The sequence below is a fragment of the Pseudomonas sp. GW821-FHT01A09 genome (genome assembly GCF_058986725.1).
This window is the reverse complement of the sequence record NZ_JBYSWB010000005.1, coordinates 237743-263077: the sequence shown is the minus strand read 5'-3', so window position 1 is coordinate 263077 and position 25335 is coordinate 237743. Positions and strand designations below refer to the sequence as shown.

General features: G+C 63.1%; 20 protein-coding genes. 8 read left to right on the top strand and 12 right to left on the bottom strand.

All coding sequences use genetic code 11. The features are described from left to right. Positions 1 to 5: 5 nt before the first annotated feature. From AC3WJP_RS08945 to AC3WJP_RS08930, 4 genes are all read right to left on the bottom strand, one after another. Positions 6 to 1133, bottom strand: a complete 1128-nt coding sequence (locus AC3WJP_RS08945; protein ID WP_493721117.1) for an acyl-CoA dehydrogenase — start codon at positions 1131 to 1133, stop codon at positions 6 to 8. A gap of 4 nt (positions 1134 to 1137) precedes the next feature. After that, positions 1138 to 2331, bottom strand: coding sequence for an acetyl-CoA C-acyltransferase (locus AC3WJP_RS08940; protein ID WP_493721116.1), 1194 nt, complete (start codon positions 2329 to 2331; stop codon positions 1138 to 1140). A 57-nt stretch (positions 2332 to 2388) separates the two neighbouring features. Further along, positions 2389 to 3156, bottom strand: a complete 768-nt coding sequence (locus AC3WJP_RS08935; protein WP_493721115.1) for an SDR family NAD(P)-dependent oxidoreductase — start codon at positions 3154 to 3156, stop codon at positions 2389 to 2391. A 73-nt stretch (positions 3157 to 3229) separates the two neighbouring features. Then, positions 3230 to 4255: an AraC family transcriptional regulator gene (locus tag AC3WJP_RS08930; protein WP_493721114.1), complete on the bottom strand. Its 1026-nt coding sequence runs from the start codon at positions 4253 to 4255 to the stop codon at positions 3230 to 3232. Between the two features lie 189 nt (positions 4256 to 4444). Here AC3WJP_RS08930 and AC3WJP_RS08925 point away from each other — a divergent pair, with 189 nt between their 5' ends. Further along, positions 4445 to 5452: an alpha/beta fold hydrolase gene (locus tag AC3WJP_RS08925; RefSeq protein WP_493721113.1), complete on the top strand. Its 1008-nt coding sequence runs from the start codon at positions 4445 to 4447 to the stop codon at positions 5450 to 5452. Between the two features lie 35 nt (positions 5453 to 5487). Beyond that, the gene (locus AC3WJP_RS08920) at positions 5488 to 6441 is read left to right on the top strand and encodes a D-2-hydroxyacid dehydrogenase family protein (protein ID WP_493721112.1); all 954 of its coding nucleotides are present in this window, start codon (positions 5488 to 5490) and stop codon (positions 6439 to 6441) included. A gap of 27 nt (positions 6442 to 6468) precedes the next feature. On the opposite strand, the gene AC3WJP_RS08915 is transcribed toward AC3WJP_RS08920, so the two are convergent. Further along, positions 6469 to 7620 carry a PQQ-dependent sugar dehydrogenase gene (locus tag AC3WJP_RS08915; protein WP_493721111.1) on the bottom strand — a complete coding sequence of 384 codons (1152 nt, stop codon included), beginning with the start codon at positions 7618 to 7620 and terminating at the stop codon, positions 6469 to 6471. A gap of 28 nt (positions 7621 to 7648) precedes the next feature. After that, a complete protein-coding gene (locus tag AC3WJP_RS08910; RefSeq protein WP_493721110.1) occupies positions 7649 to 7972 on the bottom strand; it encodes a hypothetical protein in 324 nt (107 codons plus the stop codon). 226 nt (positions 7973 to 8198) lie between these two features. Here AC3WJP_RS08910 and AC3WJP_RS08905 point away from each other — a divergent pair, with 226 nt between their 5' ends. Continuing rightward, complete coding sequence (locus AC3WJP_RS08905; RefSeq protein ID WP_493721109.1) at positions 8199 to 8672, top strand: LEA/WHy family protein; 474 nt, start codon at positions 8199 to 8201, stop codon at positions 8670 to 8672. Positions 8673 to 8693: 21 nt separating this feature from the next. Here the strand turns inward: AC3WJP_RS08905 and AC3WJP_RS08900 are convergent, their stop codons facing one another. After that, positions 8694 to 8948 (bottom strand): hypothetical protein, encoded by a 255-nt coding sequence (locus AC3WJP_RS08900; protein ID WP_493721108.1) that lies wholly within the window; start codon positions 8946 to 8948, stop codon positions 8694 to 8696. Positions 8949 to 9085: 137 nt separating this feature from the next. Between AC3WJP_RS08900 and AC3WJP_RS08895 the strand changes: the two genes are divergently transcribed. Beyond that, a complete protein-coding gene (locus AC3WJP_RS08895) occupies positions 9086 to 9403 on the top strand; it encodes an ElaB/YgaM/YqjD family protein (protein ID WP_493721107.1) in 318 nt (105 codons plus the stop codon). A gap of 53 nt (positions 9404 to 9456) precedes the next feature. Here the strand turns inward: AC3WJP_RS08895 and AC3WJP_RS08890 are convergent, their stop codons facing one another. Then, entirely contained in the window at positions 9457 to 10488 is a 1032-nt protein-coding gene (locus tag AC3WJP_RS08890; protein WP_493721106.1) for an Ldh family oxidoreductase, read from the bottom strand. A 165-nt stretch (positions 10489 to 10653) separates the two neighbouring features. Here AC3WJP_RS08890 and AC3WJP_RS08885 point away from each other — a divergent pair, with 165 nt between their 5' ends. Next, positions 10654 to 15780 (top strand): dermonecrotic toxin domain-containing protein, encoded by a 5127-nt coding sequence (locus AC3WJP_RS08885; RefSeq protein ID WP_493721105.1) that lies wholly within the window; start codon positions 10654 to 10656, stop codon positions 15778 to 15780. A 148-nt stretch (positions 15781 to 15928) separates the two neighbouring features. Then, the gene (locus AC3WJP_RS08880) at positions 15929 to 16312 is read left to right on the top strand and encodes a fe2+ zn2+ uptake regulation protein (RefSeq protein WP_493721104.1); all 384 of its coding nucleotides are present in this window, start codon (positions 15929 to 15931) and stop codon (positions 16310 to 16312) included. 9 nt (positions 16313 to 16321) lie between these two features. Here AC3WJP_RS08880 and AC3WJP_RS08875 read toward each other — a convergent pair whose 3' ends face one another. Next, the gene (locus AC3WJP_RS08875) at positions 16322 to 16513 is read right to left on the bottom strand and encodes a hypothetical protein (protein ID WP_493721103.1); all 192 of its coding nucleotides are present in this window, start codon (positions 16511 to 16513) and stop codon (positions 16322 to 16324) included. Between the two features lie 660 nt (positions 16514 to 17173). On the opposite strand from AC3WJP_RS08875, the gene AC3WJP_RS08870 reads away from it, so the two are divergent. Then, complete coding sequence (locus AC3WJP_RS08870; RefSeq protein ID WP_493721102.1) at positions 17174 to 17554, top strand: Mor transcription activator family protein; 381 nt, start codon at positions 17174 to 17176, stop codon at positions 17552 to 17554. Positions 17555 to 17603: 49 nt separating this feature from the next. Here the strand turns inward: AC3WJP_RS08870 and AC3WJP_RS08865 are convergent, their stop codons facing one another. Both AC3WJP_RS08865 and AC3WJP_RS08860 read right to left on the bottom strand, forming a co-directional pair. Continuing rightward, positions 17604 to 21290 (bottom strand): translocation/assembly module TamB domain-containing protein, encoded by a 3687-nt coding sequence (locus AC3WJP_RS08865; protein WP_493721101.1) that lies wholly within the window; start codon positions 21288 to 21290, stop codon positions 17604 to 17606. Beyond that, on the bottom strand, positions 21287 to 23017 hold the full coding sequence (locus AC3WJP_RS08860; protein WP_493721100.1) for an autotransporter assembly complex protein TamA: 1731 nt from the start codon (positions 23015 to 23017) through the stop codon (positions 21287 to 21289). Before AC3WJP_RS08860 ends, AC3WJP_RS08865 begins: the two co-directional genes overlap by 4 nt. Before the next feature lie 143 nt (positions 23018 to 23160). Here AC3WJP_RS08860 and xthA point away from each other — a divergent pair, with 143 nt between their 5' ends. Then, positions 23161 to 23973, top strand: coding sequence for an exodeoxyribonuclease III (gene xthA, locus AC3WJP_RS08855; protein WP_493721099.1), 813 nt, complete (start codon positions 23161 to 23163; stop codon positions 23971 to 23973). 10 nt (positions 23974 to 23983) lie between these two features. Here the strand turns inward: xthA and AC3WJP_RS08850 are convergent, their stop codons facing one another. Next, positions 23984 to 25189 (bottom strand): acyl-CoA dehydrogenase family protein, encoded by a 1206-nt coding sequence (locus AC3WJP_RS08850; protein WP_493721098.1) that lies wholly within the window; start codon positions 25187 to 25189, stop codon positions 23984 to 23986. Positions 25190 to 25335 lie beyond the last annotated feature (146 nt).

Sequence of the window (25335 nt, the reverse complement as noted above, 5' to 3'; positions counted from 1 at the left end):
GCACGTTAGAGGTTGCGGGCAATCACCAGGCGCTGGATATCGCTGGTGCCTTCGTAGATCTGGCAAATGCGCACATCACGATAGATGCGCTCCAGGGGGAAGTCATTCAGGTAGCCATAACCGCCGAGGGTCTGCAACGCCTGGGAACAGACGGTCTCGGCCATTTCCGAGGCGAACAGCTTGGCCATCGATGCTTCGGCCAGGGCTGGCTCGCCGGCGTCGCGCAGGCTGGCGGCGTGATAGACCATCTGCCGGGCCACGCTGATCTGGGTCAGCATGTCGGCCAGGCGAAAGGCCACCGCCTGATGCTCCACCAGCGGCTTGCCGAAGCTCTCGCGCTCGCGGGCATAGTCACGGGCGACCTCGAAGGCCGCGCGGGCCATGCCGACCGCCTGCGCGGCAATGCCGATGCGACCACCCTCGAGGTTGGCGAGGGCAATACGATAGCCCTCACCCTCCTCACCCAGACGGTTCTCCACCGGGACGCGCACTTCATCCAGCTGGATCTGACAGGTGTCGGACGCGTGCAGGCCGAGTTTGTGCTCGACCCGCACCACCTGGTAGCCGGGGGTATCGGTGGGCACCAGGAAGGCGCTGATTCCGCGCTTGCCCGCCGCCGGGTCGGTGACGGCGAAGACAATGACCATGCCGGCGTTCTTGCCGGAGGTGATGAACTGCTTGGCGCCATTGAGGATGTAGTACTCACCCTCCCGGCGCGCGCGGCATTTGAGGCTGCTGGCATCGGAGCCGGCCTGCGGCTCGGTCAGGGCAAAGCCACCGAGCATCGCGCCGCTGGCCAGGGGCTCGAGCCAGCGGCGTTTCTGCGCCTCGCTGCCGAAGCGCAGGATCGGCACGCAACCCACCGAGTTGTGCACACTCATGATGGTCGAGCAGGAGCCGTCGCCAGCGGCGATTTCCTCGATGGCCATGGCATAGGCCACGTAGCCGGTGTCACAGCCGCCCCACTCTTCCGGCACCAGCATGCCGAAAAAACCCAACTGGCCCATCTCGGCGATGGCTTCGTGGGGGAAACGGTGCTCACGGTCCCAGTCCGCCGCGAACGGCCGCAGGCGCTCCTGGGCGAAATCACGGGCGGCATCACGGATTTGTCGTTGTTGTTCGTCGGGTAGCATGGTTTTACTCCAGGGATTCGAGGGCCATGGCCGTGGCTTCACCACCGCCGATGCAGATGGCAGCGACGCCGCGGCGCGCTCCGCGTTGGCGCAATGCCGCCAGCAAGGTGACCAGGATACGCGCGCCTGAGGCGCCAATCGGGTGGCCGAGGGCGCAGGCGCCGCCGTGCACATTGACCTTGTCGTGGGGCAGGCCGAGCCGAGCCATGGTCACCAACGCGACCACCGCAAAGGCTTCGTTGATTTCGAACAGGTCGACGTCACCCAGCTGCCAACCGGTGCGCTGCATGAGCTTGTCGATCGCGCCCACCGGTGCTTGCGGGAACAGTCCCGGCGCGGCCGCGAAGGCCGCATGCCCATGAATGATCGCCAACGGCCGCAAACCCGCCGCTTCGGCCTCGCAACGACGCATCAGCAGCAACGCGGCTGCGCCATCTGAGATCGAGCTGGAATTGGCCGCAGTCACCGTGCCGCCTTCGCGGAACGCCGGTTTGAGCGTGGGGATCTTGTCCAGCCGCGCCTTGGGCGGTTGTTCGTCATCGCTGATCAGGCGTGGCTGCTTGCCTGTCGTCACCTGCACCGGGACGATCTGCGAGCGAAACCAGCCTTGTTCGATCGCCTGCTGCGCGCGCTTGAGCGAGGTGATGGCGTAGTCATCCTGCACGCTGCGGCTGAAATCATTGGCCTGAGCACAGTCCTCGGCAAAGGTGCCCATAAGCCGGCCCTTGTCGTAGGCATCCTCCAGGCCATCGAGAAACATATGGTCGATGACTCGCCCATGGCCCATGCGATAACCCGAACGGGCACGATCCAGCAGGTACGGCGCATTGGACATGCTTTCCATGCCACCGACGACGACCCGCCGGGCACTGCCGGCCAGCAGCAGGTCGTTACCCAGAATGGCCGCCTGCATGCCGGAGCCGCACATCTTGTTGAGCGTGGTGCAGGGCGTCGCCGGGCTCAGCCCCGCCCCCAGCGCGGCCTGGCGAGCCGGTGCCTGACCGAGGCCGGCGGGCAGCACGCAGCCCATCAGCACCTCGTCGATGCTGTCGGCGGCGATCCCGGCCCGCTCGACGCTGGCCCGTATCGCCGCGGCGCCCAGTTGCGGGGCCGTCAGGCTGGAAAGATCGCCCTGGAAACTACCCATCGGCGTGCGGGCGGCACTGACGATGACGACGGGATCATTGCTTATTGTCATTGTGGGTTCCTCTCTGCGCGGCCTCGACGTGAGTGACGTCGCCGCCGACCACGGAATTCAGCGTGCGGCCATCCGCAAAGCACCATCGAGGCGGATGACCTCGCCATTGAGCATAGAGTTCTCGAGAATATGTCGCACCAGTGCGGCATATTCCTGCGGCCGCCCCAGGCGCGGGGGGAAAGGTACATCGCTGGCCAAGGCATCGCGCACTTCGTCGGTCATGCCGGCCATCATCGGTGTTTCGAAGATCCCTGGGGCGATGGTCATGACGCGGATACCATGGGCCGCCAGCTCCCGCGCGGCAGGTAAAGTCAGGCTGGCGATCGCGCCCTTGGAGGCCGCGTAGGCCGCTTGGCCGACCTGGCCATCGAAGGCCGCCACCGAAGCGGTATTGATGATCACCCCGCGCTCGCCATCGGCATTCGGGACATTGCGGGCCATGGCCTCGGCGGCCAGGCGCAGCATATTGAAGCTGCCGATCAGATTGACATTGATGACCTTGGCGAACGTCGCCAGATCGTGCACGCCACGCTTGCCGAGAATCTTGCCGCCGTTGACGATGCCCGCGCAGTTGATCAACCCATCCAGGCCGCCAAAAGCCTCGCTGGCGGCGTCGACTGCAGCCTGGGCATCGGCCTCCACGCAGATATCGGCGACGCTGTAGCGGCTGCGATTGCCGAGGGCCCGCACCCGTTGCGCCAGACCCTCGGCGTTGAGGTCCACCAGCATCACTCGAGCGCCGGCCGCGGCCAGCAAGGTGGCCGTCGCCGCACCTAGACCGGAGGCGGCGCCGGTGACCAGAAAGCGTTGGTTGTCGATATGCATGAGGGCGCTGCTCCTTGCCTGAATGGGGAAAATCATCCCTCTGCAAGGTGGCCAGCGGCAATGGTCAAAGCACTCAATCGGCTTGAGCGGTTTGGCCAAGGATCAACTGCCGGTACTGGCCCGGATTGGCGCCCGACCACTTGCGGAATGCCTTGTAGAACGAACTGGTGTCGGCGAAGCCAAGCGTCTGCGCGATATCGGCGAAACTCAGCTCGGCATCGGCCAGGGCGGCCACGGCGAGCTCCTTGCGCACGGCATCCTTGAGGCGCTGGTAGGTTTGTTCCTCGTCGGCCAAGCGCCGCCGCAGGGTGGCGGACGACATGCACCACTGCTGCGCGAGGGTGTCGGTTTCCGGCCACAGTACCGGTGCCTGGGCCCGCAGCTGCGCCTTGACGCGCTGGGCGAAACTGTCCGGGTCGCGGTACTTGACCAGAATATTGCCCGGCGCCCGCGCCAAAAATCGTTGCAGATCGGCCTCGTTGCGACGGATCGGCAGGTCCAGGCACTCATCGGCGAACATTATCCGCGTGCGTGGCTGGGCAAAGCGCAGGTGGTCGGAAAACATCACTTGATAATCGTCGCAGTCATCGGGCGCGGCGCTGCGCAGATCCAGGGCGAGGATCGGAATGCGTCGCCCGGCCAGCCAGCACAGCACGCCATGGACGATCATCCAGAAGGTGAAGTACGCAAATGCCCGCAGGGGCGGCACCGCAACGTCGTGGATGACGATTTCCACCAGACCCCGATGGCGGGTCGGGCGTGCGGCGAAGCGGTCGAGCATCAGCGACAGGAACGTCAGCATCGACTCCAGCCCCTGCGCCACGGTCGGTTGAGCGATGGCGCCCCGGCAGATGAACGCCAGGCTGCCGCTGCGCAACGGGCGTGGGTCCATGGCGAAGAATTCATCGTCCAGGCGCCGCGCCAGCAGCCGCCACAGGCGCGCATAGGCCCGCGCTGAAACCCGGGTGCCGGGCTGTTGCAACTGCTGCGAATCGATGCCGGCACGGGTGAGCATCGGCACCACTTCGGCGCGCGACAAACCGCTCTGTAGCAGCGCTTCACGCACCATTTGCATGGAAATGCTGTCCCGCTGTGCCATGGTCTTACCTTGTTCGATGTCTTATTGTGGGCGCCTGTTGCCTGACATTGCCCGGCTGACGAAGCGCCGGTAGCGCTACGCCATCTTAGGGGGCTGCCGGGCAAAAGTCAGTGGGCCATGAAACCGTAGTGCCTGCTCAAGGTCAGTGGCTGCAACGCTGGCCCAATGAACGCCCAAGAGGAATCGACCATGTACCGTCTTTCTGCCCTGTTGTTGTCCTGCCTGGTGGGCACCAGTGCGATGGCCGCCGATACCGCGCCTACCTACGGCCCCGAACTGCAAGGCTTCGACTATCCCTACACCCTGCAACATTATGCGTTCGAGTCCCAGGGCAACAACTTGCAGATGGGCTACATGGACGTCGCCGCCAGCGGCAAGGCCAACGGTCATACCGTGGTGCTGCTGCACGGCAAGAACTTCTGCGCCGCCACCTGGGAGAGCTCGATCAAGGCGCTCAGCGATGCCGGCTACCGCGTCATTGCGCCGGACCAGATCGGCTTCTGCACCTCCAGCAAGCCCGAACACTACCAGTACAGCTTCCAGCAGCTGGCCGACAACACCCACGAATTGCTCAATGACCTGGGGGTCAAGGAAGCGACCATCCTGGGCCATTCCACCGGTGGCATGCTCGCCACCCGCTATGCCCTGCTCTACCCCACCGAGGTCGAACGTCTGGCGCTGGTCAATCCGATCGGCCTGGAAGACTGGAAAGCACTGGGCGTGCCCTATCGCACCGTGGACCAGTGGTTCGAGCGCGAGACCAGGCTCGATGCCGAGAGCATTCGCAAGTACGAGCAACACACCTACTACTCCGGTCACTGGAAGCCTGAATACGACCGCTGGGTCACCATGCTCGCCGGCCTCAACCAAGGCCCGGGGCATAACGTGGTGGCATGGAACTCGGCGCTGATCTACGACATGATCTTCACTCAGCCGGTGGTCTACGAATTCAAGGACCTGAAAATGCCGACCCTGTTGCTGATCGGTGATGCCGACACCACGGCAATCGGCAGCGACATCGCCCCGGCGGACGTCAAGGCCCGTGTGGGCCACTACAATGTGCTGGGCAAACAGGTGGCGCAGATGATTCCCCACAGCACCCTGGTGGAATTCCCAGCCCTGGGCCATGCGCCACAGATGGAACAGCCGACGCAGTTTCACCAGGCGCTGCTGGATTGGCTGAGCAAGACCAACTGATCATGGCCCATCAATAACAATCGGGAGCGAATTCGATGAGCGCATTGCGCATTGCGGTGCTGGATGACTGGCAAGCGGTCGCCAGTCAGGTAGTGGATTGGTCGCCCCTGCAGGCCTTGGGCGAATTGGTCTTCGTGCACGATTATCCGGCCGCGACGGCCACCTTGGTCGAGCGTCTGAAAGACTTCGACGTGATCTGCGTGATGCGCGAGCGCACCTTGTTCGACAAGGCGCTGATCGACGGTCTGCCACGCCTGAAGTTGCTGGTCACGGGGGGCATGCGCAATGCCGCGCTGGACCTCGACGCGGCCCGCGAGCGTGGCGTGCTGGTGTGCGGTGGCGACAGTTACAAACACGCCGCCCCCGAGCTGACCTGGGCGCTGCTGATGGCGCTGCAGCGTAACCTCGTAGCCGAGGCCAACTCCTTGCGCAACGGCGGCTGGCAGGTCGGATTGGGTGGCGATCTGTACGGCAAGACGCTGGGCATCCTGGGCCTGGGCAGCATCGGCCAGAAAGTCGCCGGTTATGCCAAGGCGTTCGGCATGCGCGTGATCGCCTGGAGCGAAAACCTCACCGAAGCCCGCGCCAGCGAAGCCGGCGTGACCTGGGTGAGCAAACGGGAACTGTTCGAACAGGCCGATATCCTGACCGTGCATCTGGTCCTCAGCCCGCGCAGTCAGGGCCTGGTGGATGCTCAGGCGCTAGGCTGGATGAAGCCGAGCGCGTTGCTGATCAACACCTCCCGCGGGCCTATCGTCGACGAGCAAGCGTTGCTCGACGCCCTGCAACACAAGCAACTGGCGGGTGCCGCCGTCGACGTCTTCGCTCAAGAGCCCCTGCCCAGCGACCATCCGTTTCGCAGCCTGCCCAATCTGCTGGCCACGCCCCATATCGGCTATGTCACACAGAACAACTATCGGCAGTTCTTCGAGCACATGATCGAGGACGTCCTGGCCTGGCATGGGGGTGCGCCCATCCGCCAGCTGTAGCGAAGCGCGGCAGGTCAAGCTGTTCCGTTATTTCAGGCCGAGCTTGAGCAACTGGCCGTCAGGCTCGTCGGTGAGTACATAGAGGTAGCCATCCGGTCCTTGGCGCACATCGCGGATGCGCGCCTTGAGCGGCGTCAACAGGCGCTCCTCATGCACGGCCTTGTCGCCATCGAAGTGCAGACGCAGCAATTGCTTGCTGACCAGCGCGCCGATGAACACGTCGTGATCCCAAGCCTTGAAGCGATCGGCGCTGTAGAACGTCATGCCGCTGATACCAGGGGATTTTAGCCAGACGTGGTGCGGCCCGGCGACACCATCGGCGGTCTTGCCGCGGGACTCGGGGATCGGCTGGCCGGTGTAGTCGATGCCATGGGTAGTGATCGGCCAACCGTAGTTCTTGCCCTTCTCGATGATGTTGATCTCGTCGCCGCCCCGTGGACCATGCTCGTTGGTCCAGAGCGTCCCGGTCCAGGGATTGAGCGCGGCGCCCTGCTGGTTGCGGTGGCCATAGGTCCAGATTTCCGGGCGCACGCCCGGCTGGCCGACGAAGGGGTTGTCGGGCGGGATCTTGCCGTCGGCAAATATGCGCACCACCTTGCCTTGCAACTTGGACAGATCCTGCGCGGTCGAGCGCTTGTTGTTCTCGCCCAGGGCGATGAACAGGTAACCGTCGTTGTCGAACACCAACCGTGAGCCGAAATGGTTGCCCATGGACAGCTTGGGCTCCTGACGGAAGATCACCTGGAAGCCTTCGAGGCGGGTCAGGTCGACTGACAGCTTGCCGCGGCCGACCGTGGTGCCGGCTCCGCCGTTGGCTCCACCGCCCTCGGCATAGGACAGATAGACCAGGCGATCCTCGGCGAAGCTTGGCGACAGGGCCACGTCGAGCAAGCCACCCTGCTCCTTCTCCCACACCTTGGGCGTACCGTGAATGGCCCCCGACACCTTGCCATCCGCCGTCACCACCCGCAGGTAGCCCAGCCGTTCGGTCACCAGCATACCCTTGTTATCTGGCAGAAAGGCCAGCGCCCAAGGGAAGTGCAGCCCCTCGGCGACGGTTTCGACGGTGAGTTTGCCACTCTCGCTGGGATACTCATGCACGGGCCCGGCACTGGCTAGCAGCGGCAGGGCAAGACAGGCGACGGCGCAGAAGCTGGCCAGCATTTTTGTTGGAGTCATCGAAAATTCCTTTTGCATCTCGCGGCGTTCAAGGCGTAGTGGGGCGTGGAGGATGAATGGGTTCGATCTGCGGTGCCTTGGGCGCCGGCCGGAGATTCTGGCCGTTGCCGATGCCACCGTTTTGCAGCGTAGGCGGTCGCGGATCGATCTGCTGACGCTGGGCTGGCGACTGCGGCCCGAGCGGCTGGGTGCCTTGCATGGAATTCGGATTGATGCGCCGAATCGGGCTGTTGTATGGATTGGCCTGATCGTTGGCGGCCAGCCAGCCAACGCTGCCCGTAGCCGCCTGAGCCAGGCCCCAGGGGCTTGCGAGCAACAGCCATGCGAAGATCAAACGAGCCACGACACTCATGAACGGCGGTCCTTGCGAAGAGGTTGATTGCGGTTGTCTGGGCAAGCATAGAAGCCATGGCATCGAATGAAAGTAAGCAGGCGGTTTCAGGTGTTTCCAGCTGTGACATCGGCGCTGCAGGCAACAACATGCGCTGCGCCGAACCCCTTATGCCAGAAGTGGTCGCAGTTAGGTAGCAAGTCACTGGCGCCAGTCGCTAATTTCATCTGCGACTCAAGAGAACACCATGCATTCATCGTTGCGTACCTGCCTGACGGCCATGCTGCTATTGACCCTTGGCGCTTGCGCGCTGCTGCCCCAGCGCGATCCGGTCAACATCAGCGTAGTCGGCTTCGAGCCATTGCCGTCACAGGATCTGGAGTGGCGCATGGCGGTGAAACTGCGTCTGCAGAACCCCAACGACAACGTCATCGACTACGACGGTGTGGCCTTGGACCTGGACATCAACGGCCGCGGCCTGGCCTCTGGGGTAAGCGATCAGCACGGGTCGATCGGACGCTATTCGGAGGCGGTGTTGACCGTGCCGGTCAGCGTGTCGGCGTTCTCCGCCCTGCGCCAGGCAATCGGGCTGAGTCAAAGCCAGGGCCTGCAAGGCTTGCCCTATGTGGTACGGGGGAAATTGGCGGGAGGACTGTTCGGGACGGTGCGCTTCGAGGAAAGCGGCGTGATTGACCTGGGCACCTTGGGGCAGGTGCCCTGACACGCTGGCGGGTCGATTGGATTACTTGGCAGCGGCCATCAGCTTGTTGACTTCGCTCTTGACCATGTTGGCGTATTCGGGGGGCGACATGGCGTCCAGCTCGGCCCTGACCCACTCCGACCAGCGGCCTTTGCGCCGCGGTTTTTCAGCGATCAGCCGGGCTGCATCGCCCTTGGCGCGGCCGATGTTCTGCTGCCAGAGTTCATACAGACGCGCCTTCTCGTCTTCGATCAATGCCCGCTCGGCAAAGGACTTGTTGGCCAGATTGAAACTCATCGCACGTGCTCGCTGCCGGGGTGAAAAAGAAAGCGCATTTTACACTCCGATCGTGGGTTTGCTGCAAACCCGCTGCAACTTTCCAGACCGGCAGGACTCAACAGCCTGTTGCCGTACATTAATCAAGGAGTGTCTCGATGGCTCGCAAGACTGCTGCTCAGGTGGCCGAAGATCAAATCAAGGACCAAGCGTTCAGCGAACTGGCATCGCTGATCGAAGAGTCCGAAAAACTCCTCAAGGACGGTGCGTCGCTGGTGGGCGAAGAGGCCGACAGCCTGCGCGAACAAGTGTCGCAGAAGCTCAAGCAGGCCCGTGAATCGGTGAGCGGCGCTCGCGACCGCGCTCAACCGGTCATCGACGCCACCCAGACCTACATCGGCGGTCATCCTTGGCAGACCGTGGCGGTGTCGGCCGGTTTCGGCCTGGTCGTCGGCCTGCTGCTGGGTCGTCGCTGATCCGATACTGATGCGGCGATGAGCTCGCCTCTCGCCGCGTCCAGGATGCGCCGTTATAGAAACCCTTCGAGCTCCCGCAGCTCGCCGGCACGCAAAGCGATGCCTTGCACCAGGGCCTGCGCTCGTGCCCTGTAGCGTCGATCGCCCGCCATGCGCGTCACCCCCGCCGCCTCCATCTGCCTGACCAGCGCTTCACTGCGTTGAGCGAAAGGCGCGCCTCGGCTTTTGTCCGGATCGATGACGATGATCAATTGCCCGGTCCAAGGTGTCTTCGCACCGGGATGCCCGGACCAGTCGAACTCGAAGGAAAAATGACCGCCGGTCAGGGCCGCCGCCAGCAGTTCGACCATCATCGACAAGGCCGAGCCCTTGTGGCCACCGAACGGCAGCAACGCGCCGCCGTCGAGAATGGCCTTCGGGTCCTGAGTCGGCTGACCGAAGCGATCGACGCCACTGCCAGGCGGGACGTCATGGCCCTCGCGGGCGGCGATCTGCACATCGCCATGGGCCAGGGCGCTGGTGGCCATATCGAACACGATCGGGTCGCGGCCGTGGCAAGGCGCCGCGAACGCGATCGGGTTGGTGCCGAATACCGGTTTTTCCGCGCCATGGGGCACCACGCAGGTCATGCTGTTGACCACGCTCAACGCCACCAGGCCTTCGCGGGCAAACGGCTCGACATCGGGCCACAACGCGGCGAAGTGGTGGGAATTGCGGATCGCCAGCACGGCGATGCCAGCACTGCGGACCTTGTCGATCAACAGGCTGCGCGCCGCGGCCAATGCGGGTTGGGCGAAGCCGTTGGCGGCGTCGACAGCGACGAAACCACTGGCAATGTCCTCGACCACCGGCACCGCCTTGCCGTCCACCCAGCCACTGGCAAGGGTCGACAGGTAACCAGGGATACGAAAGACGCCATGGCTGTGCGCGGCATCCTGTTGCGCGCTGGCGCAGTTCAACGCCAGGCATCGGGCCACTTCGGGGCTGGTGCCATGGCGCTCGAAAATCTGCCGCAGCAATGTCGCCAACTCGGTGAACGAAAGATGGACCGTTGCTGCATCTGCAGCATGGGTAGTCTGCGACATGGCTCGTCCCTTCCCGTTGAATGTACCGACCGCCATTAATTCCCTGCCTCACGCGGGCTGTCAATCCACCAGCAATATCTAGCGCAGCGCCAGCCGCACGCCATCCTATGCTCCCTGGCCCTGTGGCCCTGCGTCGGCCACGTCGCCTTGCCAGGAGCCGCGAACATGAACCCTACCCTGCCCTGCTTCCATGCCCATTCTTTGCGCGATGCCTTCGCCCGCCAATTGAGCGCTGCGCGTCAGTCCAACGAGCTGTCCACCGCAGAGGCCGATGCCTTTGCATCTTTGTGCCAGCCGGTCTGGCAGCCCTCGCCGGCACTGCGTATCGACCGCCTCAGCGCCCGCGGTTGGGCCAGCCACGAATTCGCCGATGCCTTGATGGTCAGCTACACCGACAACCTGATAAAAACCGTCTATCTGTGCCTGCCACTGTTGGCGATAGAGCGTTTTGCCGATCGCCATGCGCTTGACCTGGCGCTGATCGAACGCTATGCCGAAGGCAAGGACCAACAGGTCAGCGCCGAGCTGCTGTCCATTTCGCCCTTCGATTACTGGATGGAGAACTTCCTCGGCCGTCAGCAAAAGCTGCTGCAGGCATGGGACGCATCCCTATTGAAACTGCCCAGTCTGCGCAGCGTGCTGCTGGAGGGTCTGCGCAAGGATCTGACCATGCTCGCGCCAACGATGGATACCGAGCCTGACGCCTGGACCTATCAGATCACCACCTTCCAGAACCCCACCGAGGTGCGGCTGACCAAATCACTGCTGGCGGCGGCGCTGGATGAATGCTGCGCCGTGCCGGCACCCGACGCCACCCGCGCGCGCCTGGTCGATCCGCAGGGCAACCGCCTGTCGACGTTGCGCCTGGAAGAATTCGAGGCCGCCTTCAGCCACTCGATCAATCGCCTCAATGCCTCGTTCGCCGATGCGCTCGACGCATTCTGGGCGATCCTCGACGGCAGCGGCCAGACGCGCCTGCATCAGGCTGCCCAGGCATTGGCTCATCATTACTACCTGACGCTGCTGCGCGCCGCGCACGAGCAAACGATCGACGCGGCAAGCTTGACCTGGCTACGGACTGCGTTGCACCCCGGCGCGCAGACCAACACGACAGCCCTGCGCGCGCAGCGCATCACCTTGCATTCCGGGGCACTCGCCGGCATCGAGCTGGCCGGGGCCTTCGTGTTGACCGACAGCCATCCCACCAATCAGGCGCTTTTCCTGTTCAGCGCCCGCGACGGTTTGCGGCACTTTGCCAACGCTCAGGCGCTGTGCAGTTGGCTCATCGACCCGGCCTGCAAGCTGATGTTCGAAGAAGCCATCGGTCGTCAGAGCCTGGCGCCGCTGCAAGCCATGAAACACCTCGAAGTGCGCCTGAGCCCCATCACCGAGCCGCTGTTCACCGAGCGGTTGCAGTCGATCGTCAAGGTCCAGCAAAGCAATCTGGCCGTGGCTATCGCGCAACGCGGCAGCGTGCCGAACGAGGTCGCAGCCGACCTCGATGATGCGTTGGACGTTCGCGGTCTGTTCGTCCCCGCATTGCTGCAACTGCGCTACTCGCCCCGATGGTCCGATAGTGCCCCGCCCGCCGTCACGGCATCGACGGCGACGCCCGACTCATCGGCCTATCTGCGCGCGTTCGCGCTGCAAACTCGGTCCAACGCCATCCGCGCTGCCCGGCCGAATCTGGAGTGCTGCCTGAATCACCTGATCGACTTGCAACTGGCCATGCTCGGCCCGCCCTGGCTGGCGGCGGATTCCATTTGGGTATCCCGTGCCTCAGGCCCGACCAACGACGACAACCCGCGTGAAAAACTCTTGGCTTACTTGCTCGGCCGCTTGGCTCGCAGCCCCGCTGCGGTACTGCCCGATGACTGTGTCATCACCGATGCCGACGAACGCCGCCTCTCACAGTTGGATGCACGCCTGCTCAATCGCCTGCTCGATAACGTCGTCAAAGCCGCAAAAAATGCCTGGATCGGCCAATTTCATCGCTTCAACAACCATCCGCAGCGAGTCGGTGCGACCCAGATCGATGCCCATGGTGAAAGCCTGGAGATTCGCCAGGCCGCGCTGCGCGAAGAACTGGCCATGAGCGAAAACGCGGGGCCTGGCGCCGCCTGGATCTGTGCCTGGCTCCGACAGGTACTCGACCGCCCGACTCGCGCCATGCGTTTTGCCCTTGGCGACGCGCGCATCGAAGTCAACCGCTTGAGCCTGCGCCTGCCCGGTAATGCCTTTGTCATCCCCCTGAGCAATGTCATGGTGCTCAGCCGCGGGCTCGACCCTCAAGGCCCTGTGGTGTTGTGCTCGCACCTGATGGGCACCGTGGGGTTCGCGACGCTGGCACAATGCCAGGCTGAACTCCTGAGCCAGTTGCAGGCCCCGCAAACGCAGGCGCGCTGGCTCGCACTGGTTGCCGAGCGCTTCCTCCCGGCATTGGCCGGTCACTTGCAGAGCGAATCGCAGCCTGCCTTGCAGATCGAGGTTTTCGCCGAAGACGGCGACTACGCGCAATACTTGCAACGCAGCGACGAGACGCGGCAGATTTTTACCGCCGAGTACGCATTCAATCGCGCCCGCAATGGCCGCTATCCAAGTGATTTGTGGCTGGCGTACACAGATCGATGCGCCGCTTCGACCGGGCTCGACTACCAGCTCGACGAGCTTGCCAGCACCCTGTACGCCGATCATCTGGAACAGCAGATCCCTGCCTGGATACGCAACGCCAACAGCGACGACGTGAAGCTTTATCTCGGCAACCTGCAGCGCCTGGGGTTCAGTCTTGCGCGAACAGCCCATTACCTGTTCGGTATCCCGTCGGCCATCGACTACGCCACCGAGCGACTGCAAGCCGCTTTGAACCTGAGCTTTGCGGATGCGGCGCTGACTCCCGCGCAGATTCGCGTGCAAGTCGCAGAAAAATTCAAGCCCGGGTTCTATTTCAGCGCGGCTGCCGAAGGCCTGATCAGCGGCCCCGGCGGTGTCAGCTACCCCACGCTGGACCTGTCCCTGGCCGAATATGCGTTGCACCGAGCCATGGCCGCGCCGGGCATACCGATCAAGATCAGTTTGCGCGACCATGCCCCGGTCCCGGCAGGGCTGACACCCGAATTCGTCACCCAACTGGCGCAGCGACTGGACGCAGGGGGCCACTACCTGCGGCAATTGAGCGACAAGTTCCAACCTGACGACGTCGACTACGCCGAACGTCGCGCCTTGTTTCATCAACATATTCCCTTGACCCTGATGGATGCGGCCATCGAAGCGAAGCTCAAAGGCGAGCTCAGTGAACTCGCCTACAAAGTCATCGAAACCCTCTTGGAAATGCCCGACCCACTAGCGCGTCAGGCCCCCGCAGGCAGCGACTATGTGCTGCGTCCGCTGTGCCTGCTGGCGGCCGACCACCTCGCGCCAGACCCGGTCGCCGGCCTGTATCTGCTGGGCCCCGCAGCGCGAACGGCAGGGCCGTTGGTATTGCTCGCCACCTACCACACAGGCTTCGTCTTTCGTGAGTTCCAGGACGAACACGAGCTGATGGCAAAAGCCCGTGCAGAGGGCGATCTGCAGGAGCTGGTGTTGCAGCGAATAGACACTGCGGTGCGCTCGCGCTACAGCCATGGCGGCCTGACCGTACCGCGTTTCGAGACCAGCACCGGTGCGGAATTCGAGCAGCCCATGCCACCCCCCGCCCGGACGCGCCTGGCTTACCTGCCGGTGAGCGGCAATGTCGTCGACTATCTCTTCAAGGCGTCGCTGCAGTATCTGCTGCGCCTGGCCCGAAGCCAGATCGTCACCAGCGCGCAACTCGATCAAGCGGTCAGCGCAGGCCTGCTCAAGCAACTGGTCGAAACCGGCCTGTCGTTCGCCAATGGCCGGGTCGCCCTCGTGCTGGGCGCCTGGCAAAGCGCGCAATGGATCCGCTCCTCGACTCAAGCCCTGGCCGTGCACGACTGGGGCAGCGCGGTATCGCAGTTCAGCGCCGGCCTGTTGAGCTTGATCGCGCAACGCACGCCGCGCCGGGAGCGACTGGGCACCGATGCGCTGCTGACGGCCAACACCACCGAAGTCAGTACTGAATACTCATGGCGCTTCAGTGATATTCCAGCCGAATTGAAGGCACGCCTGCAGGCACTGGTGGTCACCGATATCACCCTTCAGGCGCTGCAGGCGGACACCACTGCGGGCATCTATCTGGACGCCGTCACGCAAAAACGCTACGCCGCCGTTGCCGGTCAGGTGTACCAGGTGGACAAACTGGAAGGCCGCTGGCGGATCATCGGCGATCGGCGCGAGGGTCCACCGCTGCGCCGCACCGTCGACGGCCGCTGGGAGATGGAAATCCGCCAGGGCCTGGCCGGTGGCGGCTGCGCCTGGAGCGACCAACGCTACGACCGGGCGTTGCAACGGGAGGTCAACAATGTGCTCACTATCCAGGCCTCGGGCATGGCGGACATGCACCGCTATTTCCCGCACAACGCCAACAAACTGGTACGAGCCCATGCCAGGGCCCGGCGCTATCTGGAACGCTGCATGGACGCCCTTACCGTCGCACCGGGTCAGTCCGCCATACCGACCACCAGCCTGGACGTATTGAAACAGTTCTTTTCCCTGACCACGGTGCCGCCGACGCTGATCAAGAACCTGCGCAAGATGGCCGGAAAACTGTTCACCGAGCTGATGAACAGCGACATGGATCCACAGACCTCATCCCGCTATGTGTTCGGTCTCAACAAGCCGGGATTGTCGTTCGTCGTCGCGTCCACCGACCCGAAGGATCCGCGGCGACGGATCTTCCTCACCGACACCTTCTTCGATATACCCCAAGCGTTGCGCCGTGCCGTGCGTCTGAGTCAGCGCAGCTTCGACGTGCCTTCGCACTTTCGCGCGACATCGTTGATTCATGAGTTGTCGCATATCGTCAGCGGTACCGAGGATATTGCCTACGTCGAGGCGTCGGTACCTTATATCGACATGATCGACGCCACTCGCCCCGGCGGCCCGGCATTGATGCAAGCCATTACCCAGGCGCAGAATCAGACACTCAACGCCCATACGCCATTGACCGAACTCTTTACGCTGGTGGAGAACGGCGCCAGACGTGACATCACCGATGCCGATGGCCCAGCCTATAAACTCGTGCTCAAGGCCAGCAAGACGAAAAACCTGCCCGATGCACGGATGGCGTTCATGACCGATCCCGCCGCGCGCCAGCGCGTCATCCTCGCCAATGCCGATTCGGTCGCGCTGCTGATAACCCTGCTGTCTCGAAGCCAGCCGGGGCGCCCGTAGAGGCTGGATTGCCGAGGTTCCTACAACCTGCGAGCGTGATGACGCCGACCAATCCACATCTTTTTTTGCAAAGGGGTGTGGATTTCGTCGTTTCGTTCGTCTTGTCTAGAGAGACTGTTTTCCGGACATCATGAAAAGGAGCATTCGCATGCACAACCTTGGTTCTCCCGTCATCGACCGCTCACAGCGCAGAACGCTGCAGCGCCGCTCACGCAGCCTCGAGGGCGGCCTGCCCGTCGAGCGAGTGGGTTATGACGGCATCAAGGCGTTGCTCAAGCACTTCGGCCTGCGCACCAGCCTGATTCGCCTGAAGGTGCTCGATGCGTTGATCGATGCTCATCGCAACGAGCAGAAGATTGGCGTACGCGGCGTGCACAGTTACCTGGATGTCCACGGCGTCAGCTCATCGTTCCTGAGCGTGCGCGAGGTGCTCAAGCGCCTGAGCGGCGATGGCGTGATCCTCCTCGATGCCGACAAGCACTATTGTCTGAGTGCCGACGCCGAGACTCTGTTGCAAATGCGTGCGCAATAGAAGGCGGTATCAGGACCGGATGACCTTGCGGCGCATGATGCCGTTGATGATCACGACCACCACTGCAACGCCCATGGCAAGGTACTGAAAGGCCTTTTCAGTGATGACGCCGTGGGCTTGCAGGTAGGAAAGCCCGAGCATGACGGCCAGTGTGGCCAGGGCGATCAGCAGGGAATATTTGATGCGTTGGGACTGAGTCATTGCCGGTTCCTGATTGCGTTTGTATCAATTCTGTATCAACCATCTCACCAACTGCATACCCTGTGCGCGGGATGCCATGGCGATTGTGCGGTCACATGTTACAGCGCCCGAAGCCGATTTGGCACGAGCGCCTTTACGAACATGAGGACTTGCAGATGCTTCGTCGAATCACAATGCTGATTCCTATTCTACTGACCCTCACGTTGAGTGGGTGCTGGATATTCATGCCACCAGGGGGCGGCCACGGCGGTGGCGGCGGTCATGGTGGTGGCGGCTATGGCGGCGGCGGGGGTGGCGGCGGCGGTCACGGCCCTGGTGGCGGCCCCGGTTTCCAGGGACGGTAAAAACGATACGGCGGGCTCCAGATGAGCCCGCCGTTTTTTTCGTCTGCTGGACGGAGGGAATGTCACAAGACTTTGCTAAATACCGCCATTCCGTTAGGCTGCGCAGCCCATCTTCCGAGACACTCAGGTAACTGGCGGCCTGGAGTCGTTTGCTGCAGATTCGCCCTACAGCACCACGGAAAAGCCCCTACAGATCAATCAGAAACATCCTCGCTACACGACGACCTTGTTACCTAGAGCCCGCTGCAGTGCTGGGAAAGAATGCGTCTTGCCCAAGACTCAACTTTCTTTTTTTGCTGCCGCACAAGGAAGTCCCATGAACATCGAAGACTTGAAACGCATCGACATCACCCACCTGCCCAAATCCCTGCAAGCCCTGGTGGACTGCCTGGGAGTCGAGCAGGCCTATCGCCTGACCTGCCTGTTCGGCGGACGCCCCAAGTACATCCCCAAGCATCCCGAACGCACCAAGCTGGCCAAGTCGCTGCCGCCCAAATCGTTGCGCGCGCTGATCAATCGCTTCGCCGGCGCCTCGCTCGAAATCCCCAAAGCCGACCACTTCGCCCGTCAGTTGCGCAACCAGAAGATCCACGAGGATGGTCTACGCGGCTGTTCCCGCACGGCGCTGGCCCACAAGTACAAACTGAGCCTGCGCCAGATCGGCAACATTCGCCGCCGGGACAGCGCGCCCGAGTAGTGACACCACGGGGCGCTGCAACAAAGCGCCCCAGCACCAGGGCGCCAGGCTAGAAATCGCGCTTGTAGAAGATGTCCAACGAGCTGGCCACACCGCTGGCCACCTCCAGGTAGACCTTCTTGCTCAACAGGTACCGCAAGGCGATGGTGTTGGCGGGTTCGAAGACCCCCACGCCATAGCGCAAGCTGAGCTTTTCGGTAATTTTGCCGCTGGCCACGACATTGGTGGTGGTCCCGCTGCCCGTGGTGTCCAGCTGGAAATCCTGGATACCCAGGTCCTTGGCCACCGAGCCCGTCAATGACGAACTGCCAGCCAGCCCCAACCCCAACGCCGCTTGCGCCAGCAGGTTGTTGTCCTCACCCGTGGTACTCAAGGGGCGCCCCAGCACCAGATAAGACAACGCCTGCTCCTGGCTCATCGCCGGTTCTGCGAAGACTTCGCTGGTGGGCTGCTCGGCGCTGCCGGTCAAGCGAATGCCGGCGATCACATCGTCGACCTGGCGAACCGCCTCGATGTCCAGGTAGGGCTGATCGAGGGGCCCGGCGAAGAACAGTCGGGCGCGACGGATGGTCAGACGCTGGCCATAGGCGGCATAACGTCCGTCCTTGAGATTGAGTTCGCCGCGGGTGTCGAGGTTGTCGCCGATGTGCACGCGCCCGACCAGATTGGCGCTGAGACCGAAACCACTGAAGGTGAGCTTGTCCTGGCCGACATCGACATTGATATCCATGGCGATCGCCAGCGGCGCTTTGCCCTCCTCGGTCTGAGCGCCGATGATGACCGCGTCATCCGACACCTTGACCGTCGAGGGCGGTAGGTCGCGCACCACGATACTGCCTTTGGGGATGGCCACATTGCCCGATACCGCCAGACGTCCCCCACTCATGTGCACATTGAGGGCCGGCGTCACTTCGAGGGTCGCGTAGGGCTCCACCGTCACGGGCAGGCGGGTGCCTTTGAGGTCGACGTTCACCGCCAGGCCCTGAGCCCAATCCACGGTGCCGCCCAGGCTGCCCTGGCCATGGTCGCCGCTTTTCCAGGTGCCATTCAACTGCACGTTTTCACCAGCGATCCGGGCCTGTAACTGCAGAGCCTGAAGGCTGAGCGGTAACTGCCCGCCAGCCACTTCGCCATCGCGCAGATCGACCTCGCCGTTGATCTGAGGTGCCAACAGACCACCGCCAAGTCGACCGCTGCCCTGCAAACGCCCATTGAGTCGTTCGACCATCGGCACGAACGGTCGCGCCACCGACAGATCAAGGCCTTGCAGACTGAAACTGCCCGACAGTGGCTTGTCCTTGGCCACCGGATCGATCTGCGTATCGAGCTGCAGATCGCCCAGCTTGCCGCCCTGGAATCTGACCTGGGTATCCACCCGTCGCGGGGTCAGATTGCTGTCCAGACGCAATGCCTGATAAGGGAAATCAAGCCACTGGCCGTTATCGCGAATCCGCAGCGTGCCACCACTGGCGTCCACCGTCACCCGGCCCTTGGGGCCACTGGCGGGCAAGTCGAGCTGCACATCGGCGTTGAGTTGGCCATTCCAGCCCAGGTCCTTGGGCAACCACTGCGCCAGGCTGTCGAGCGGGAACTGCTTGAGGTGATAACGCAAGCGCGGCTCGGGGGCCAGGCGTTGATCCTCGCCGCAGAGGCTGGCCTTGCCGGACAGCCAGCAATGGGCGCCGAAATCGATCTGGCCGTTGGCCAGGAGCTGCAGGTTGGCCGGATTTCGCAGGCGCCAGTCCTGACCGCCGGCCTGAATGTCACCACTGAACAAGCGTCCGCGCCAATTACCGCGATCCAGGCCGCCATCGAGGCCCAACGCCAGCACCAATAGCGGGCCTTTGAGGTCGAGCTGCAGCTGCTGTTTTTGCAAGGTCCCCTGGCCTTTCGCGGTCAGCGTGCCCAGCGCCGTATCGCCGACCTGGATACCCCTGGCGCTCAGGTCGATATTGGCGCGTTGAGCCGTATCCAGTCGCGCTTGCAGATCGAGCGCCTGCAGGTGGTTATCAGCCAGGCCGAGCTGTTGACCTTGCAGCGACAGTTGACCTTGGGGAGCCGCCAGCGTACCTGCGACATCGATGCGACCTTTGACCTTGCCTTGCATGTCTGGCCAGAGTTGCCCCAGGCGCGGCAGATCAAGGTCGATGCGCCCTGCCAGGCGTTGCTGGAGGCTGCCGCTGCCATTGATCTTGTTGTCCCCCAGATGCACATCGAGCGCGCCCAGCGTCCACTGCTCGCCCGCGCCATCGACCTTGGCCAGCAGCGCTGCCGGTTGGCCACGCAAACGGCCTTTGAGGTCGATATCGGCCTGGGCCTGCAAGCGGCCGTCGATGAATCGGCCTTTGCTGCGCAGCGGGCCGGCCAAGGTGCCCGGCAGTTGCGCCACCCAGTAGGCCGGATCGAGCGCGCTCAGATCCAGCGCCGTGTCCCAGCCGATGCCTTGAGCGAACTGCAGATTCAGGTGGCCCTCAGCCTTGCCTTGACCTGCCTCAACGCTCAGCTGTGGCAGGAAGACCTCACGCAGGTTGCCGCTGAACGGGCTGGCCACGGTAAAGTCACCGGCCGGCCCCTTGAGCGCGGAAGCGAAGTTGCCCAGGTAATTACCATCACGGTAGGACACCTCGCCCGTGAAGCGTTGCAGGCTGACGGCGGGTTCGGCGACTTGCGGATACAGCCGATGCCAGGGGAAATTCTGCCAATCGATCCTGGCGTCGGCTGCCAGCCCCTGCTGCCAATCCAGATGACCACTGAGCGCCAGCCGTTGCTCAGCGCTCGCTGACAGATTCAGCGCGGCGATATCCGCGCCCTTGGCGTCGACACGACCCCGCAGTTGCAAGGCTACAGGCCCTTGCTCCGCTGGCAGGCTGGCACTGCCTTCAAGCTGATAACCCGCCTGCAAGTCGCCTTTGGCATCGAGTTGCAGGGCATTGAGCACCAGGGTGTCCGGCAACGCCTCGCCAGCCTTGAAGGCTTGGCTGTCGATATGCAAACGAGCCGGCAGCCGACTGGCCAGCGGCTGCACCTGCCCGCTGATGCCCGCGTCCAGGTAGCCACTGCTGCGGCCCTTGAGTTGCAACGTCTGCAGCAGATCGCCCTGAATATTGAGCGCCACTTGCCAGGGCTTGCCATCGACCGCCGGCAGTTGCACGGTTCCATCCACGGTCAGTGGCCACTGGCTGACCGGTTGCAGCCGCCCGTGCAGGTCGAGCGCGATGGCGTCGCGTTGACCTTTGAGGCTGTCGATCTGCAAACCCTCTGCGTTCCAATGGCCGACCAACTGTAGATTTTGCACCTGGTCGGCGCCATCCAGTTGCACGCTGCCGATCTGGATGTCACCCAACTCGAGGCTGATCGGCAGCTTCAGATCGGGCAGTTGCACGGCGTCGTCATTGCCTTGCGCACCCGAGCTCGGGGCAAATTGCAGCGCAACCTGATCGACGTGCAAGCGGTCCACGCACAGGGTCATGCGCAGCAGGCAACCGGGAGACCAGGCGACGTCGACGTTATGCAGTCGCACCTGTTGTCCCGGCTGCTGCCATGACAGCTGATCGGCGCGCCAGGCACCGGCCAGCCTGCCGTTGAAATTGTCCAGCGTCAGGCCCGGGACCCGCGCCAGCACCCAGCGACTGCCTGATTCGCTGGTCACCAGGCCCAAGCCCGCCGCCACTGCCAGGAGGAGCAAGAGCACCAGGCCGGCGAGGGCCAGCAACGTTCGCTTCAAGGCTCGGCTCACAGTTCAGGCCCCATGGAAAAGTGCAGGCGAATGCCTCCGGGATCATCCAGCGCATGGGCCAGGTCGATGCGGATCGGCCCCACCGGCGACACCCAGCGCACACCGATACCGACGCCGGTCTTGAGGCTGGGCAGATCCAGATTGTTGAACGAGCTGCCCTGATCGATGAAGGTCGCGATACGCCACTTCTCGGCAATCGAGTATTGATACTCGAGGCTGCCGGCGACCATGTAGCGGCCGCCGATCTTGTCGCCCTGCTCGTTTTCCGGCGACAGGCTCTGATAGTCATAGCCGCGCACGCTTTGATCGCCACCGGCGAAGAAGCGCAGCGAGGGCGGGATCGACTGGTAACCATTGGTGGCACTGCCGCCCAATTGCAAGCGTCCCAGAAAACGATGGTTCTGCCAGAGAGTGGTCAAGCCCTTGAGGGTCATGTCGCCATGCAGCAGGTTGGTATCGGACAGCATGCCCTCTTTGGCCACCTGGGCATCGAACTGCAGGCGGTAGCCGTTGTGCGGGTCGACGCGATTGTCGCTGCGCAAAAAGCTGTAACTGATGCCCGGCATCACCAGGTTGCTCAGCCCCGCGTCACTGCCCAGGCGGTACTCTTCACGCTGCCACTTCAGTGAAATGACGCGCTGCCAGCCACTGGGCAATTTGCTGTGCCACTCCGGCCCGACGGTGAGCAGCTTGCTGACGGTGTCGGTGTTGGCCAGCTCTTCATATTGATAACCGCCGGCGAAGCGCAGCTTGTCGGTCAAGGGTGGGTCGAGCGGCACGTCGTACCACAGGCCGATATTCTGCTTGGGTGCCGAGATTTCCGACTCGAAGCCGTAGCTGTGGCCTTCGGGGTTGACCCAATGGCGGGTCCAGTTGGCCTTGCCGCGCGGTCCGACGTCAGTCGAGTAGCCCAGCCCGAGCCCCATGGTTCGTGGCTTGCGCGTCTGCAAGTCGACATCCACGGGAATCACCACCGCGTCGGCGGCGCCGCTGGGCGTGGCATCGACACGCACCGCTTCGAAGTAACCGCTCGATTGCAGCGCCTGGCTGAGCTCGGCGATCAATTCGGAATCGTATGGGGTATTTTCCTTGAAGGGCACCATGCGCTGCAGCAGGTCATCGTCGAACGGCGTGTCGCCGCTGAAGTGCACCTTGCCCAAGGTGAAGCGCGGGCCGCTGTCGTAGACCAGCTCGATATCCGCCACCCCCGCTCGTGGATCGATGGACAAGCGCTGTTGCACGAAATGCCCTTTGAAGAAACCGTAACGCGAGGCCTGATTCTGGATCAGCCGCTTGGCGTCATCGTAGTAGCCGTGATTGAGCACCGCGCCTTCGCGCAGCACAGGCCCGCTGGGCAGTTTGAAGGCTTTGAGCTGGCTGGCCGGGCCGTCGACCCGGATCACTACGTTGCGCAGATGAATGGGCTCGCCGGGCTCGATGTTCAGGACCAGCGTCGGTTGGGTGCCGGCGTTGACCTCGCTGTCGATGTGCGCCTGGTAATAGCCCAGTGCCTGGGCCGCCTTGCGTGCCTGCTCCTCGGCACCGTGGCGAAACCGTAGCAGGGCCTGCTCGTTACGGTCGCCAAGGGCGCCGATGTAGCCCTCGATGTTGGCCTTGAGGGCGGCATTGGCGGGCTTGACCCGAACCTGCAACTCGCTTTGCGCCTGCGCGGCAGCACTGATGAACAGCAGCATGAGGCTGCTGGTGAAACGTCCTGGAAACTTCATGGCGCAGATGCTACCACGTCAAAAGCTTGTCACCGAGTCCGTACTGTTCCGAAACATTCCGTCGCCAGCCACACGCGCCTTGCAGGGCTGGCCTGCGGCCCACAGGTCCGTTAGCATCAGCCTTTTGCCAAGGCTGCGGCTTCATGAAAATCGTCTCGTTCAACATCAACGGCCTGCGCGCACGCCCCCATCAACTGGCCGCGCTGATCGAAAAGCATCAACCCGACGTCATCGGCCTGCAGGAAACCAAGGTCTCGGACGAGCAGTTCCCGCTGGCTGAAGTCCAGGCCCTGGGCTATCACGTGGAGTTTCACGGGCAGAAGGGCCATTACGGCGTCGCGCTGCTTTCGCGCAAGCCGCCCTTGTCGCTGCACAAGGGCTTCGACAGTGATGACGAGGATGCCCAGCGCCGCTTTATCTGGGGTACCTATGCCGATGCCGACGGCCAGCCAGTGACCATCATGAACGGCTACTTCCCTCAGGGCGAAAGCCGTGACCACCCCACAAAGTTCCCGGCCAAACAGCGCTTCTACGCCGACCTGCAGACGCTGCTGACCAGCCGCTTCAAGCAGGATCAACCCTTGGTGGTGATAGGCGACATCAATATTTCACCTGAAGACTGCGACATCGGTATCGGCCCCGACAACGCCAAACGCTGGCTGAAGACCGGCAAATGCAGCTTTCTGCCCGAAGAGCGCGAATGGCTGGCGACCCTCAAGAGCTGGGGCCTGACCGACAGCTTCCGTCATCTGCACCCGGAAGTGGCCGACCGCTTCAGCTGGTTCGATTACCGCAGCCGCGGCTTCGAGGACGAGCCCAAGCGCGGCCTGCGCATCGACGTCATCCTGACCTCCACCGCGCTGCTCTCGCGAGTCAAGCAAGCCGGGGTCGACTACGATCTGCGCGGAATGGAAAAACCCTCCGATCATGCGCCGATCTGGCTGGAACTGGGCTGAAATTTCCGCTTTACGAGCTTGAACGTCCTAGCTCGTATTTGCCGATCGCCGTACGATGCACTTCGTCCGGCCCATCGGCCAGCCGCAAGGTGCGCTGCATCGCGTACATGTAGGCAAGCGGCGTATCGCCGCTGACGCCCGCGCCGCCATGTATCTGGATGGCGCGGTCGATCACCCGCAATGCAACGTTAGGCGCTACCACCTTGATCTGCGCGATTTCACTGCGCGCCACCTTGTTGCCCACCGTGTCCATCATGTAGGCGGCCTTGAGCGTCAGCAGCCGCGCCATGTCGATCTCCATGCGTGAGTCGGCGATGCGTTCCAGGTTGCCGCCCAGCAACCCCAGCGGCCGGCCAAAGGCATGCCGCTCATTGGCGCGCTCGCACATCAGCTGCAACGCGCGCTCCGCCATCCCGACCGACCGCATGCAGTGGTGAATCCTGCCCGGGCCCAAGCGGCCCTGAGCGATCTCGAAGCCACGGCCGGGCCCCAGCAGCACGTTCTCGAACGGTACACGAACGTCGTCGAACTGCACCTCTGCGTGGCCGTGGGGGGCGTCGTCATAGCCGAACACCGTAAGGGGCCGCAATACTTTGACTCCAGGGGTATCCATGGGCACCAAAATCATCGAATGCTGTTGGTGGCGAGGGCCATCCGGGTCACTGAGGCCCATGAAGATCAGGATTTTGCAGCGCGGATCGCAGGCCCCCGACGTCCACCACTTGCGCCCATCGAGTCGCCATTGATCGCCCTCGCGAATGGCGGTGGCCTGCATGTTGGTGGCATCGCTGGAGGCGACCTGCGGCTCGGTCATGGCGAAGGCGGAGCGTATCTCGCCGCGCAACAGCGGCTCCAGCCAGCGCTGACGCTGTTCGGCGCTGCCGTACCGGACCAGGACTTCCATGTTGCCGGTATCCGGCGCCGAACAGTTGAAAGGCTCCGGCCCCAGCAGCGAGCGGCCCATGATCTCGGCCAACGGGGCGTACTCCAGATTGCTCAGCCCTGCGCCATACTCGGAATCCGGCAGGAACAGGTTCCACAAGCCCTGCGCGCGGGCCTTGGCCTTGAGCGCTTCGACGATGGCTGTCGGCTGCCAGCGGTCCCCCTCATTGACCTGCTGGATAAAGGTCATTTCCGCCGGATAGACGTGGGTCTGCATGAATGCAGCGACCTTTTCGCGCAGATCCATGACCTTGGGGGAATAGGCGAAATCCATGGCGGTGACCTGCTCGACTGATGAGAAGAATCGAGGTTAAGGCGTCGATCCCGATCAATCCAACCTATTCTCGGCGTGTATTACCATTCATAAGCCATATATGATCTGGTTCAACGGCTCCATCCAGCGGCCCGAAAAACAACAAT

Coding starts and splice junctions, on each gene's coding strand:
- AC3WJP_RS08945 (WP_493721117.1), bottom strand. CDS start 1,133: ATGCTACCCGACGAACAACAACGACAAATCCGTGATGCCGCCCGTGAT.
- AC3WJP_RS08925 (WP_493721113.1), top strand. CDS start 4,445: ATGTACCGTCTTTCTGCCCTGTTGTTGTCCTGCCTGGTGGGCACCAGT.
- AC3WJP_RS08880 (WP_493721104.1), top strand. CDS start 15,929: ATGCACAACCTTGGTTCTCCCGTCATCGACCGCTCACAGCGCAGAACG.
- AC3WJP_RS08920 (WP_493721112.1), top strand. CDS start 5,488: ATGAGCGCATTGCGCATTGCGGTGCTGGATGACTGGCAAGCGGTCGCC.
- AC3WJP_RS08940 (WP_493721116.1), bottom strand. CDS start 2,331: ATGACAATAAGCAATGATCCCGTCGTCATCGTCAGTGCCGCCCGCACG.
- AC3WJP_RS08850 (WP_493721098.1), bottom strand. CDS start 25,189: ATGGATTTCGCCTATTCCCCCAAGGTCATGGATCTGCGCGAAAAGGTC.
- AC3WJP_RS08885 (WP_493721105.1), top strand. CDS start 10,654: ATGAACCCTACCCTGCCCTGCTTCCATGCCCATTCTTTGCGCGATGCC.
- AC3WJP_RS08910 (WP_493721110.1), bottom strand. CDS start 7,972: ATGAGTGTCGTGGCTCGTTTGATCTTCGCATGGCTGTTGCTCGCAAGC.
- AC3WJP_RS08890 (WP_493721106.1), bottom strand. CDS start 10,488: ATGTCGCAGACTACCCATGCTGCAGATGCAGCAACGGTCCATCTTTCG.
- xthA (WP_493721099.1), top strand. CDS start 23,161: ATGAAAATCGTCTCGTTCAACATCAACGGCCTGCGCGCACGCCCCCAT.
- AC3WJP_RS08915 (WP_493721111.1), bottom strand. CDS start 7,620: ATGACTCCAACAAAAATGCTGGCCAGCTTCTGCGCCGTCGCCTGTCTT.
- AC3WJP_RS08875 (WP_493721103.1), bottom strand. CDS start 16,513: ATGACTCAGTCCCAACGCATCAAATATTCCCTGCTGATCGCCCTGGCC.
- AC3WJP_RS08930 (WP_493721114.1), bottom strand. CDS start 4,255: ATGGCACAGCGGGACAGCATTTCCATGCAAATGGTGCGTGAAGCGCTG.
- AC3WJP_RS08935 (WP_493721115.1), bottom strand. CDS start 3,156: ATGCATATCGACAACCAACGCTTTCTGGTCACCGGCGCCGCCTCCGGT.
- AC3WJP_RS08905 (WP_493721109.1), top strand. CDS start 8,199: ATGCATTCATCGTTGCGTACCTGCCTGACGGCCATGCTGCTATTGACC.
- AC3WJP_RS08900 (WP_493721108.1), bottom strand. CDS start 8,948: ATGAGTTTCAATCTGGCCAACAAGTCCTTTGCCGAGCGGGCATTGATC.
- AC3WJP_RS08895 (WP_493721107.1), top strand. CDS start 9,086: ATGGCTCGCAAGACTGCTGCTCAGGTGGCCGAAGATCAAATCAAGGAC.
- AC3WJP_RS08860 (WP_493721100.1), bottom strand. CDS start 23,017: ATGAAGTTTCCAGGACGTTTCACCAGCAGCCTCATGCTGCTGTTCATC.
- AC3WJP_RS08870 (WP_493721102.1), top strand. CDS start 17,174: ATGAACATCGAAGACTTGAAACGCATCGACATCACCCACCTGCCCAAA.